At 67.9% G+C, this 12441-nt stretch carries 12 protein-coding genes; 4 read left to right on the top strand and 8 right to left on the bottom strand.

Going from position 1 to position 12441, the window contains the following annotated elements; genetic code table 11:
- Positions 1–175 precede the first annotated feature (175 nt).
- The 3 genes from GBZ26_RS19710 to GBZ26_RS19700 are packed head-to-tail and all read right to left on the bottom strand — an operon-like array spanning position 176 to position 2344.
- Complete coding sequence (locus GBZ26_RS19710; RefSeq protein ID WP_174440301.1) at positions 176–721, bottom strand: hypothetical protein; 546 nt, start codon at positions 719–721, stop codon at positions 176–178.
- Positions 718–1290 (bottom strand): hypothetical protein, encoded by a 573-nt coding sequence (locus GBZ26_RS19705; protein ID WP_174440300.1) that lies wholly within the window; start codon positions 1288–1290, stop codon positions 718–720. Before GBZ26_RS19705 ends, GBZ26_RS19710 begins: the two co-directional genes overlap by 4 nt.
- Positions 1291–1309: 19 nt before the next feature.
- Positions 1310–2344, bottom strand: coding sequence for a hypothetical protein (locus GBZ26_RS19700; RefSeq protein ID WP_174440299.1), 1035 nt, complete (start codon positions 2342–2344; stop codon positions 1310–1312).
- 279 nt (positions 2345–2623) lie between these two features.
- Here GBZ26_RS19700 and GBZ26_RS19695 point away from each other — a divergent pair, with 279 nt between their 5' ends.
- From GBZ26_RS19695 to GBZ26_RS19680, 4 genes are all read left to right on the top strand, one after another.
- Positions 2624–4399 (top strand): ATP-binding response regulator, encoded by a 1776-nt coding sequence (locus GBZ26_RS19695; RefSeq protein WP_174440298.1) that lies wholly within the window; start codon positions 2624–2626, stop codon positions 4397–4399.
- Between the two features lie 158 nt (positions 4400–4557).
- Positions 4558–5121: a SiaB family protein kinase gene (locus GBZ26_RS19690; RefSeq protein WP_035674059.1), complete on the top strand. Its 564-nt coding sequence runs from the start codon at positions 4558–4560 to the stop codon at positions 5119–5121.
- A gap of 26 nt (positions 5122–5147) precedes the next feature.
- Positions 5148–5546, top strand: coding sequence for a DUF1987 domain-containing protein (locus GBZ26_RS19685; protein WP_174440297.1), 399 nt, complete (start codon positions 5148–5150; stop codon positions 5544–5546).
- The gene (locus tag GBZ26_RS19680; RefSeq protein ID WP_174440296.1) at positions 5543–6592 is read left to right on the top strand and encodes a sensor histidine kinase; all 1050 of its coding nucleotides are present in this window, start codon (positions 5543–5545) and stop codon (positions 6590–6592) included. Before GBZ26_RS19685 ends, GBZ26_RS19680 begins: the two co-directional genes overlap by 4 nt.
- A gap of 6 nt (positions 6593–6598) precedes the next feature.
- Here the strand turns inward: GBZ26_RS19680 and GBZ26_RS19675 are convergent, their stop codons facing one another.
- From GBZ26_RS19675 to GBZ26_RS19655, 5 genes are all read right to left on the bottom strand, one after another.
- Complete coding sequence (locus GBZ26_RS19675) at positions 6599–7330, bottom strand: response regulator transcription factor (RefSeq protein ID WP_174440295.1); 732 nt, start codon at positions 7328–7330, stop codon at positions 6599–6601.
- Positions 7331–7467: 137 nt separating this feature from the next.
- Complete coding sequence (locus GBZ26_RS19670; protein WP_174440294.1) at positions 7468–9042, bottom strand: SpoIIE family protein phosphatase; 1575 nt, start codon at positions 9040–9042, stop codon at positions 7468–7470.
- Positions 9039–9722: a substrate-binding periplasmic protein gene (locus GBZ26_RS19665; protein WP_343207206.1), complete on the bottom strand. Its 684-nt coding sequence runs from the start codon at positions 9720–9722 to the stop codon at positions 9039–9041. Before GBZ26_RS19665 ends, GBZ26_RS19670 begins: the two co-directional genes overlap by 4 nt.
- 225 nt (positions 9723–9947) lie before the next feature.
- Positions 9948–11738: an ATP-dependent zinc metalloprotease FtsH gene (gene ftsH / locus GBZ26_RS19660; RefSeq protein ID WP_174440292.1), complete on the bottom strand. Its 1791-nt coding sequence runs from the start codon at positions 11736–11738 to the stop codon at positions 9948–9950.
- A 137-nt stretch (positions 11739–11875) separates the two neighbouring features.
- On the bottom strand, positions 11876–12441 hold a 566-nt coding region (locus GBZ26_RS19655; RefSeq protein WP_247884853.1), incomplete at its 5' end, for a J domain-containing protein.

Here is a 12441-nt window from a genome sequence, read left to right as displayed (position 1 = left end):
GGAGCGCGGAGGGGCCTCATACCGTCGCGCGTAAGTCCTGACTTACGCGCGACGGTAAGGGCCGCGACGGCGGCCCCGCAGGCTCATGCCTGCGAAGGCAAGCGGCCGGACGGCCGCGCCCGCCGTCCGAGGGCAAGCGCAAAGCCTGATGTGTCAGGCTTTGCGCTTGATTGTATCAGGCTCGCTTGCGCTCCGCCGCGTCCTTGGGCAGAAACAGGCGGCAGGTCAGCACCGGCCCGATCTCGTAACCGTTCACACGCGGGAAGCGCTGGGTGACTCGGTCCAGCGCCTCCTTCTGGTTGGCGGCGACGACAAGATAGGTCCGCCCGTCGCGCCAGGAGGCGGCCATGGCGCCGCTGGTGTAGAGCGCGTCCGGGGCGCGGCGGACCGACACCTCCCAGATCGTTCCGGGCCGGGCCTCCAACCGATCGAAGACGTGGAAAAGTTCCATCGGCGCCTGCTGGGCCGCGTCGAGTTGCCGCTCCAGCAGCTCGGCCTGTCGCTTCATGTCGGTCAGCGTCTCTTCCAGACCACCCAGCTTTCCGCGGGTCGTCTCCAGCGTCTTCCGGGCCTCCTGGACGCGCTGCTCCATGGTCCGGATGTCCTTGTCGGCGGTGGCCAGTTCGTTGCGCGCCGCGCGGACGCGGCGTTCGCCCATCCGGTTCACCAGCACGCTGACTGCCAGGAGCAGCAGCGCCGCGTAGAGGATGATCGCCGTCATGGGGAGACCGGCCGCGCGCCGTCGTTGGCCCCGTTTCCGGACGGGATCAACGGAATCGTCTCGGGCCGTGAGGACAGGACGCCGTTGCGCGTGCTGAAGGCGCGCTGAAGCATTGCCGCCGCGGCGTCCGGCGTGTCGGCCCAGACGCGGGCGATGTTCCGTCGCTCCCAGATCGCCCGCGCGAACAGCATGCGCCGGGGGTCGAGGCGGGCAAATTCCGGGACGGTGTGCAACTCGCTCTCGTAGCGCCGGGCGCCGCTCTGCGCGTCGCCGATCTCATGCACCAGGGCGATCTTGGACGCTTTCACCGACGCGATCAGGCCGGTCAGGCGCCCGCGCTCGGCGGTCAGCCGGTCGATGGACTCCTGCCGGACGGCGCTTTCGGCCTGCGCATCCTCGATTTGCCGGCCGAGGTTGGCAAGGTCGGCCGTCTGGACCTCCAGCCTCCTGCGCGCCAGCGCCTTGCGGCTGCTGGTGGCGGTCAGGCGGGACGCCTCATAGACGATGGAAAGGCCAAGGGCGCCGACGCATAAGATCAGCACGGCTAAGGCGAAGATGTCCATGTTCATCGCGTCACCATCCGAACCATCAGCGTCCGCCTGATGCGCCGGCCGCGCCCATTCCCACGGACGGAGCATGTTCCGGCCGCCCGGTGTCCATTGGGGACAGGGGATGTCCGGAACGTCGCGCGGCCTCGAACAGGTCCCGCAGGCCGCGGTCGAATCCCTGTGCCGGACCGCCGCCGGGAGAGGAAGCCTCCGTGATGCCGTCACCCGTTTCCTCGGTGTGCGCCGTCAGCCAGGCGGCGGCGGCATCGACCAGCGGCAGGGGCAACAACGCCCGAAGCGCCGCACCCAGCAGGGGGTCGCGGTGTGTGTAAAGTCCGGCCACCGCGAAGAGGGCCATCGCCTCCGGCGGAACGCTGCCGTCGGCCATCGCGCCGCGCACGCAGGCCAGCAGTTCGTCGATCTCCATGTCCGGCGCCCGCCCGCCCAGAGTCCGCCATCCGTCCGACAGGCGCAGCGCGGCGACCAGAGTGTCCACGTCCGTGCCGTCCAAGGGGCGGAGCGCAGCGACCCCGCCGGGGATCACCAGGGTGCTGGCGGCACGCATGCGATGCGTGTTGGCCTCCTCCAGGAACTGGGCGAGCGCACCGGGGTCGGTGCGCAGCGCGTCCAGGACGGCCAACGACCGCTCCCGCAGGGTTTCGGCCCAGTCGACCATCTCGGGCGAGGCGAGGACCCGCTCCAGAGCGCCGTCGGCCAGCCGGTTGTCCAGGCGGTTCTGCACGGTGACCGGCAGATCGTCCATGCGCCGCGACAGGGCCGGCCACCAGCCGGCCGTGTCGACGACGCGAATGCAGCCGGGCAACGGGTCCGCGATGGACAGCAGGGCCGGATCGCGCAGCATCACCGGTTCCAGCCAACGCGCCCACAGTCGGCGTGTGTGCGCCCGGCGCCGGCTGGTCAGCAGGCCGAGAAGCATGGCGCGCATGGGCTGGCTGGTCGACCGCTCCGTGGTGCGGGATGGACCCGGGCTGTGCTCGAAGCACGACAGGAACCGGCGGAACGCCGCGTACCGGCCGAAAAACGCGCCGTTCGGGTTCGTACCGTTTGTATCCATGCTGTCCAAGTCCCCAGCATTGAGGGTCCTCCCCCTTGGATCCATGTCCATGCGGGGGCCGACTCCCTCGTTTTCGGAGAGTATAAAAGATTAAAGTAATACTTGGGTATTCATCAAAGGGCAGAATCGGCGCCAATTCGCGCTATGTGGCTCTAAAACATCGCGTTTTGTGACAATTTGATACGGCCCTGGACGGCCGGGCTTAGGTCTCGTACCGCTTTGGTGCCTTACTGGCCGGTGATGCGGAACCATTCGGGTAGGTCGTGCGTGGAGGAGGCCATGGGCCAGGATATGGACGAAGGTCTGGACGACGAGCCGCTGTTCGGCCCCGACGACGGGTTTGCCGACGACTCCGCGGCCAACGCCCGACCGGCGGAGCCCTGGCCTGTGCTGGTGGTCGACGACGATCCCCAGGTTCATACCATGACCGAGGTGCTGCTGCGCGACTTCGAGTTCGAAGGCCGTCCCTTCGAGGTGGTCAGCGCCTTGTCCGCCGCGGCCGCCCGATCGTTGCTTCTGACGCGCCCGGACATTCCGGTGGCGCTGCTCGACGTGGTGATGGAAACCGACGACGCCGGCCTGCGTCTGGTCCGCTTCATCCGCGAGGATCTGAACAACCACCGCATGCGCATCATCCTGCGCACCGGCCAGCCCGGGCAGGCGCCGGAGCGGGACGTGGTCGTCGCCTACGACATCAACGACTACAAGGCCAAGAGCGAACTCACCGCCCAGCGCCTGTTCACCACGCTGGTCAGCGGATTGCGGGCGTGGCGCGACATCGTGACCATCGAGCGGCACCGCCAGGGACTAGAGCGCATCCTCGCCGCCTCCGCCCCGCTGTTCGAAACCCGCTCCATGCGCACGCTGGTGGAAGAACTGGTGGACCAGCTCAGCAAGGTCGTGGACAACAGCGGCGGCGCCGTTCTGGCCTGCCGCATGGTGGACCGCGGCGACGGCAAGACGCGGGCGACGGTGGTCGCCGGCTCCAGCCGCTTCGCGCGTTTCGTCGGGCGGCCCGCCTCCGACGCGCTGGAGCCCGACCTGACCGCCCAGGTGATCGCCGCCTTCGAGACGCAGCAGAGCAATTACGGATCGGCCCGCTGCATTCTGGCCTTCCGCACCCGGGAGCATGGGACGACGGTCTTCGCCCTGGAGCGGAGCGAGCCTTACCGCGAAGACGATCACCGGCTGCTGGAGTTGTTCTGCGCCCGCGTCATCATCGGCTTCGACAATGTGTGTCTCTACGAGGATCTGGTCGCGCTGAACCAGTCGCTGGAACGGCGCGTCGGTGAGCGGACGGCCGAACTGGCCGCCAACCAGGCCGCTCTGGTCGCCGCCAAGGAGCGGGTGGAGCGGGCGCTGGAGGCGGAGCTGGTCGCCCGGGAGCAGCAGCGCCAGTTCGTCACCATGGTCAGCCACGAATTCCGCACCCCGCTGGCCATCATCGACAGCGCAGCCCAGATGCTGACCCTGCGGGCGGAGCGGGAAACCCCGGAATCGCTGGAGCGGCTGCGCGTCATCCGCAGCAGCGTGCAGCGCCTGACCGGATTGATCGACACGCATCTGACCGACGAAAGGCTCCAGGGCGGAACGCTGAAGGTGCAGCGGGCGGAGGTCGATCTGCCGGCGCTGCTGCGTTCGGTGACCGAACCCTTCCGCACCGCCTACCCAGGGTGTGATTTCCGCCTCGATCTCGACCGGCTGCCGGCCATGGTGATGGCCGACGAGCATCTGCTGGGAATGCTCTTCAACAACCTGCTGAACAACGCCTTCAAATACTCGGACGGCGACTGCCGCGTCACCGTGCGCGGATGGGCCGAGGGCTGCGCGGCGGTGGTGGAGGTGGCCGACCAGGGCCGCGGCATTCCACAGAACGAGTTGCCCCTGCTGTTCGAGCGGCATTATCGGGGAGCCGGTTCGGCGGGCGTACCGGGAACGGGAATCGGTCTGCACACGGTGCGGCAGATCATCCTGCTGCACGGCGGGTCGATCACCGCGGAAAGCTCGGTCGGGCAGGGCAGCGTCTTCCGCGTCCGCCTTCCCGTGAAAAGCTGAATCCGCAACGCCGGACTGCCGGTCTGCGCCGTGATAATCCTTCCAGCGCCGCAGACGGAAATGTAACGTGTTCATAACAAGGCCGATGCGATCTCCACAATGCGGTCCGGAACGTTCGGACGCAACAGGCGGCCTCGTCGCACTCCAACGGAAGAACCGTGGACTCCACCATGCTCGCTCAACAATATGCCGGGATCAAACGGGACCTTGACGAGAAAGGGATCATCTTCTCGTTCAGTGGCTATCTGTCCGAGGGGATACTCTATTCCCTGGGAGAGGCGTTGCGGGAAAAGATGACGTTGGAAGACACCGACGGCCCGACGGTCCGCCGGGTCTTCGCCGTCTTTGTCGAGCAGATGCAGAACATCATCCGTTACTCCGCCGAAAAGGTGACCGGCGCGCGCGAGAAGCCGGTCGAACTGAGCGCCGGCATGGTCACCATCGGCATGGAAGGCGGGAAGGTCTTCATCGTCTGCGGCAACACCGTGTACAACGACGATGTGCCGCGCCTGCGCGAACGGCTGGAGTATCTGAAGGGCTTGGACAAGGACGCGATCAAGACCTATTACCGGGAGCAGCTGCGCGAAACCCCGGAGGAGGGGGCCAGGGGCGCCAACATCGGGCTGATCGAGATCGCGCGCCGCGCCAGCGAACCCATCGAGTACGACTTCCTCGAAATGGACGAGGGCAAGAGCTTCTTCTGCCTCAAGGCTCGGATCTGAGAGCGGCTGTGGACATCCGGACGACCATGGAATCCCTGAAATTGCCGGCGACAGGCCGGACGCCCGAGGTCGATTTCGACTTCGCCCAAGGCGTGCTCCGCCTCAGCGGCGAGTCCTATCCCGACGACGTGGCGACCTTCTTCGGGCCGATCTTCGCAGCGCTCCGCGCCTTCCTGGCCGAGGCGGGCGGTCATCCCATCCGGTTCGACATGGAGCTGCTGTACTTCAACAGCTCCAGCGCGAAGGCCCTGATGAACATCTTCCAGATGCTGGAGACGGCGGCCAGCGAAGGGCGCAGCATCTCCGTCACCTGGTGTTACGAGGAGAACGACGATTCCATGCAGGAGTTGGGCGAGGACTTCTCGGAGGATCTGCATCACGTCGCCTTCACGCTGAAACAGATTCCCGCAGACGGGGCGTCATGACCTTCAACCTCTTCGCCGCCGAGGAGCAGGCCATCGAGCAGGCCCGCCTTCTGGGGGAGAGGCTGGGCGCCGCCGCGCCCGAACTGCGCGCCGACTTCGAGGCGCTGGTGGAGGCGTTCCAGCGCAGCACGCGCGAACAGCGCCGGCTGGTGAGGGTCAGCGACCGGCTCCAGGCGCAGCTCGGCTCCGCCAACCAGGAGTTGGAGCGCCGCCGGCAGGAGGCGGAAACCGCCTTGGCCGACCTGCGCGAGGCGCAGGAGGCGATGGTCCGCGCCGAAAAGCTGGCGTCCCTGGGTGCCCTGGTGGCCGGGGTGGCCCACGAGATCAACACGCCCGTGGGCATTGCCGTGTCCTGCGCGTCGCATCTGTCCGACGCCACCGCAAGGCTGCGCGGGCGTGCCCAGTCGGGCGAATTGAGCAAGGCGGATTTTTCCCGCTACGTCGCCACGGCGACCGATACGACGGCGCTGATCCTCACCAACTGCGAGCGGGCGGCCAAGCTGATCGCCAGCTTCAAGCAGGTGGCGGTTGACCGCGCCAGCGCAGAGCGGCGGATCGTGCATCTCAACCGCTACATCCAGGAAACCCTGGTCAGCCTGGAACCGAAGCTCCGCCAGGGCAAGCACACCATCGCCGTGTCCTGCCCCGACGGGCTGGTGGTGGACAGCTATCCGGGCGCCCTGTCGCAGATCCTGACCAATTTCGTGATGAACTCCGTCACCCACGCCTTCGTCGACGCGCAAGGCGCGGACGGGCAGGGCGGGGCTCTGTCGATCACCGTGGATGAACCGGAACCCGGCACCGTGCGGCTGGTCTACAGCGACGACGGCCGGGGCATTCCGCCCGACCATCTGCCGCGGATCTTCGATCCGTTCTTCACCACCCGCCGCGGCGAGGGGGGCAGCGGGCTCGGCCTGCACATCGTGCACAACCTGGCGGTCGGGGCGCTGAAGGGAGCGATTTCCGTGGACAGTGCGCCGGGGCAGGGAACGCGCTTCGTCCTGACCTTCCCGAGGGACACGCCTTCGGACGACGCATCCGCCTGACCGGAGTCAGATCACCCGGACCGGGGCGGAGAACACGTAGCCCACGCCGTGGACCGACTTGACCGGGGCGGTTTCGCCGATCGCGTTTTCCACCTTGTGGCGCAAGCGCCCGACGACCGTGTCGATGGAGCGATCGTCCGGGTTCCAGCGGCGGTTGTAGAGCGCCACGGAAATCTGATCGCGAGTCGCAGGCTGGCGAGCCTGCCCGGCCAACAGGGAGACCAACTTCATCTCCATGCTCGTCAGGCTGACGCGCACGCCTGTCGGGCTGGTCAGCGCCCAGGCCGTGGCGTCCAAAATCCAGTTGCCTTCGTCGGTCGCGGGCTGTCCGGAGGACTGCGGGGTCGGCGGGGGGGCGCCGCCGTTGCTCGTCTCCAGACGGCGGAGCAGGGCCTTGGCCTGGGCTTCCAGTTCACGCATCTCGACGGGCTTCACCAGATAGGCGTCGGCGCCCAACTCCAGCCCGACCACCCGGTCCACGGTGGAGCCGCGTGCGGTCACCATGATGATTCCGATGGCGGGATTCTCGCGCAGCCGCGTGGCGATCTTGAATCCGTCCTCACCCGGAAGGTTGACGTCCAGAACAACCAAGGACACCGGGCGTGAGGCGATCTGTTCGTCCAGTTCGCGCCCACTCTTCGCTCCGACCGCGTCGAAGCCGCAACTGCGCAGGTATTCGATCATGTCACGTCGCAGAGACGCCTCGTCCTCGACGACAACGATCGTAACGGCCGCCATCCCTTTTGCTCCCCCGTTACCGGTGCTTATTGTTCATAGGGCCGGCGCGGAAACTATATGAATTCGAATGGTAGGTCGAGCGACTTCGGCCCGCGACGATCCCCTGCTGCACCATTACGCAATCCTCACAAGGGTAGTTACGCGATTTCCCATAGGGTGTTCCGCGTCGGAGACGCGGGATCTTCGGCCAACCGGACACGGAAGCCGATCATTGTGATGTCGTCGCGCTGCGGTCGGTCGCCCTGGAAGCCGGACAGGCTGGCTTCGATGCGCTCCTTCTGCCGGTCGAGCGGCAGGGCGCTGCATTCTTCGACCACACCGTGCAGGCGGCGCTTCCCGAAGCTCCGCCCCCGCTCGCCGCCGCATTGGTCGGTCAGCCCGTCGGTGCAGATGTAGAAGGTCTGGTCCGGCTGCAGCTCCAGGCTGTGGTTCGTGAAGGCCGGGGTGGGGCCGGACGCGCGGTATCCCAGGCTGCGGCGGTCGGCGCGGATCTCGGTCAACCCGTCGGGGCCGGCGACCGCCAGGGGCAGGCGGGCGCCGGCATAGACGAGCCGCCGCCGCGCCGGCTGGACGTAGCACAGCGCCAGGTCAAGCCCATTGTCGAAGCCGCCCTCCCAGCTTGCCGCATCGCCATCCTGGTGCAGGGCCGCCCGCACCTTGTCGTCCACCGTGACGAGCAGCGCCGCGGGGTCGGCGGCGCCCATGCCGTCCACCACGTTGTTCAGCACCGCGCTGGCCGTCATCGTCATGAAGGCGCCGGGGACGCCGTGGCCCGTGCAGTCGGCCACGCCGATCAGGAAGCCGTCCTCGACCTCGCGGTAGTAATAGAAATCGCCGCTGACCACGTCGCGCGGCCGCCACAGGACGAAATGCTGGGCCAGCCCGCCCTCCAGCACCTCCGGCTTCGGCAGGATCGAGGACTGGATCAACTGGGCGTAGTTGATGCTGTCCATGATGCGGCGATTGATGTCGGCCAGGGCCTCCGTCCGCTCCTGGACGCGGGATTCCAGGGTCTGGGTGTAGTCCTGGACCGTCTCGGCCATGCGGTTGAAGGTCTTGGTCAGGACTCCGATCTCGTCCTCCCGCTCGGTGGCGAGTCGGGCGCCGTAGTCGCCGCGGGACACCGCCTGGGTTGCCTGGGTCAGCCGCCGCAGCGGGCGGAGCACGACGCGGTTCAGCATGACGCTGATGATGGCGATGGCGGTGACCAGAGACAGCAAGAGCAAGCCGACCACCGGCAGCAGCGCGTCCAGCGTGTTCCGGTGGATCTCCTCCGTCGAATAGAGCAGGCGCAGCGTTCCCACCTGCCGGGTCACCCCGTCGCGCCCGCGCAGATCGATGACCTTCTCGACGGTGGTGGAGTCGGCTGAGGTCCTGGGATTGCCGGATACCGCCATCGGCTCGCTGTATCCCGGCTCGAAGACGGAGACGGCGAGGATGGCCGGGTCGCGCTCGCGCAGCGAATCGATGATGTTGCGGACGGCGCGGTCGTCGATCTCCCAGATCGGGTTGGCCAGCGCGTCCGTCTGCATGGCGGCGACCAGTTGCGCCCGCTTGGTCAGCGCCGAGAACTGCTGGTGCTCCACCACATTGGCCGATACGGCCACTGCGACGACCCCAACGGCGGCGGCGGTGACCAGGATGACGCTGCCGATGCGGGTGAGCAGCGACCGGTCGCGCCGTCCAACGGCGAGGGAGCGCAGTTCGGTCACGGGGCGATTCCCTGTCGGGCCCACAGCGCCGGAAGGGCGCCGCTGCGCTCCAGCCGGTCGAGCGTCCCGTTGACCCAGTCGATGCCGAGCGGGCCGCCGCGGCGGACCAGGATGGTGTGCTCGTAGATCTGGTCGGTGCGGTCGGACACCAGGAGTTGCGGCGCCATGTCGGGGTTGGCCTTCAGGAACTGCGCCAGGAAGGAGCGTGTGACGATGGCCAGCGCGGCGCGCCCGGCGGCGACGCTGCGCACGTTGCCCTCATGCGTGACGGTCAGCCGGGTGTTGAAGCGCTTTTCCAGAACCTCCGGGTCGGCGGTCATGCCGGCGAAGGCGTAATGGTAGCCGAGCCGCCCGAGGATCGTCTTGTCGTCCAGCCGGTCGAAATAGCTCTGGTCCATGCCCGGACCGGCCTTGGCGACGAACACCTCCGCATCGCGAAGATACACCCGCGATGCCTCCACGGGGCGCCCCTTCCAGCCCCAGGCGAGACTTTCGAAGGCGATCATGTCGAAGCGGCCCCGCTCCATGTCCTCGTAGCGCCGCTGGGGAGAGGTGCGGACCAGCTCGAATCGGAAGTCGCCCTGTTCCGCGTTCAACAGGTCGAGCAGGGCCTGCGTGACGCCGCCGCCGGATTCGGTGACGTAGGGAGGAAACTCGTAGCCGCCGACCTTGACGGTCACCGGAGCGGTCGCGGAGTCAGCGGTCGCCGCAAGGCCGGACGACGGAAGGCCGCCTGCTGTCATTCCGGCGAGCGCAAAGGCCAGTATCGTCCGGCGGGCAACCGCTTCTGCCATCCTCAGCCCCGATGCTGATCGCACGGTTGTGCGAAAAATCCACGGCATTTTACCAATGCATGCGCGTATGCAGCAATCTTTGTCATTGAATGTGAACGAAAAATTTTACCGTCAGGCCGCTTCGGTTTCCCGTTCTTCTTCCGTCAGCGCGCCGATCTCGTCGCCGCTCAGCGTCTCGCGCTCCAGCAGGGCGGCGGTGATCCGCTCCAGCGCGGCGCGGTCGGCGGCCAGGATGCGCCGGGCGCGCTCCATCCCCTCGTCGGTGATGCGGCGGACTTCCTCGTCGATGCGCCAGGCGGTGCGTTCCGAGCGCACGACGGCGGGGTCGTTGCCGGCGTGGGCGACATAGCCGATGGCGTCGCTCATGCCCCAGGAGGTGACCATGCGGCGGGCGAGATCGGTGGCGGCACGGAAATCGGCTTCCGCCCCGGTGGTGACGGCGTCCGGGCCGAAGACCAGATCCTCCGCCGCCCGCCCGGCCATGGCGACGGCGATGTCGGCCAGCAGCTTGGCGCGCGACACCGACACGCGGTCGCCCTCCGGCAACCGCACCACCATGCCCAGCGCGCGGCCGCGCGGGATGATCGTGGCCTTGTGGATGGGGTCGGCCTCCGGGCAGCGGATGGAGACCAGCGCGTGACCCGCCTCGTGATAAGCGGTCAGGCGCCGCTCATGGTTGGACAGGGCGAGGCTGCGCCGCTCGTTGCCCATCAGGACGCGGTCCTTCGCCGCCTCGAAATCGGCCATGCCGACGATGACGCGCCCGTTGCGCGCGGCGGACAGGGCCGCCTCGTTGGTCAGGTTGGCCAGTTCGGCGCCGGAGAAGCCGGGCGTGCCCCGCGCCACCGTGCGGACGCAGACGTCGGGGGCAAGGTGCAACCGGCCGGTGTGGACGCCCAGGATGGCCTCGCGCCCGGCCACGTCGGGCAGAGCGACGTGGATGTGGCGGTCGAAGCGGCCCGGCCGGGTCACGGCGGGGTCCAGCATCTCCGCGCGGTTGGTCGCGGCGATCACCACCACCTCGCCGCCCCCCACGCCGCCGTTCACGATGCCGTCCATCTCGACCAGGAGCTGGTTCAGGGTCTGCTCCCGCTCCGAATGGGAGTTGGATTCGCCGCGCTTGCCGGCCAGGGCGTCGACCTCGTCGATGAAGAGCAGGCAGGGGGCGGCGGCCCGCGCCGTCTTGAAGACGCTGCGCACCCGCGCGGCACCCAGCCCGACGAACATCTCGACGAAGTCGGAACCGGAGACGGTGAAGAAGGGCACCCCGGCCTCGCCCGCCGCAGCCTTCGCCAGCATCGTCTTGCCGGTGCCCGGCGGGCCGACCAGCAGGATGCCCTTGGGCACGCGGGCGCCGGCCATGGCGAAGCGGCGCGGGTCGCGCAGGAATTCCACGGTTTCGCGAAGCTCATCCTTCGCCTCGTCCACCCCGGCGACGTCGGCGAAGACGGTGCCGGTGTCGCGCGGGCGGACGCGGGTGGCGCGGCTGCCGCCGAGGAACTGCCCGCCGCTGAGCAGAAGCGCGCCGATCAGCAGGCCGATCACCAGGAAGGGGGCCAGCTTCTCAAGGACGGAAACGGTGCCGGAGACCAGCCCGCCGGCCTCCTCCTCGAAGGCGATGGCGATCTTCCGCCCGCGCAGATCCTTCAGCAGGTCGTCGGTGACCGGAACGACGGCGCGCAGCCGCTGGCCGTCCGGCGTGACGGCGTGCGCCCCGTCGCCGCGGAAGGTGACCGAGGCGATGTCCCCCCGTTCGGCCGCCGCCACCAAGTCGCTGTAGGTCGCGACCTCCTCGGCGCCGTCACGCGCGTAGTCGGTCCAGGCCGCGAAGGCGAACCAGCCAAGCAGAAGCGCAGCAATAACGACGGCGGCGGTCAGGTACTTTTTCGGGATCGGCGGCATGGCGTCCTACGAAGGCGGTGAAAACCGTTTCCGGCACATCATCGTCATTGATGAAGGCGCCACCGCCCCGCATCAACCGCATTCGGTCCAGGACTTTTCTTTGACCCAAAAGTAAGGAGAGGGTTAACGGCCCGGATTCACTCCAGGCCGGCCTTCTTGCGCACGTCGTAACTGCGCGTCCGCGACCATTCCTCCATGAACTTGACCAACTCCGCGTCGGGCGGGTCGGGGAGGACGACCTTCAGCTTCACATACTGGTCGCCGGCCTGCTTGGTCGCCTGGTTCATCACGCCCTTGCCGCGCAGCCGCAGGGTGGAGCCGGTGTTGGCCCCCGGCTGGATCTTCAGCGCGACCGGACCGCTGACGGTGGGCACGCGGATGGTGGCGCCGAGAACCGCCTCGTTCAGGGTGATCGGCACTTCGACATGGATGTCGGAACCCTGACGGGTGAAGAAGGGGTGCGCCTCGACATGGACCTCGACGATGGCGTCGCCCGCCCCGAATCCGCCGGCGCCGGGAAGCCCCTGGCCCTTCAGCCGCAGCTTGGCCTGATCCTCCGTTCCCGGGGGGACGGCGACGTCGATGCTCTTGCCGTTGGACAGGCTGATGCGCCGTTTGGTGCCCTGCGCCGCCTCGACGAAGGGCACGGAGACCGAGTAATTGATGTCGCTGCCGCGCGACCGCGAGCCCCCGCCGGCGCCAC

Source organism: Azospirillum formosense, from assembly GCF_013340925.1.
Taxonomy (GTDB): domain Bacteria; phylum Pseudomonadota; class Alphaproteobacteria; order Azospirillales; family Azospirillaceae; genus Azospirillum; species Azospirillum formosense.
Note: the sequence above shows the minus strand (reverse complement) of the source record. Positions and strands in the feature narration are given on the sequence as shown.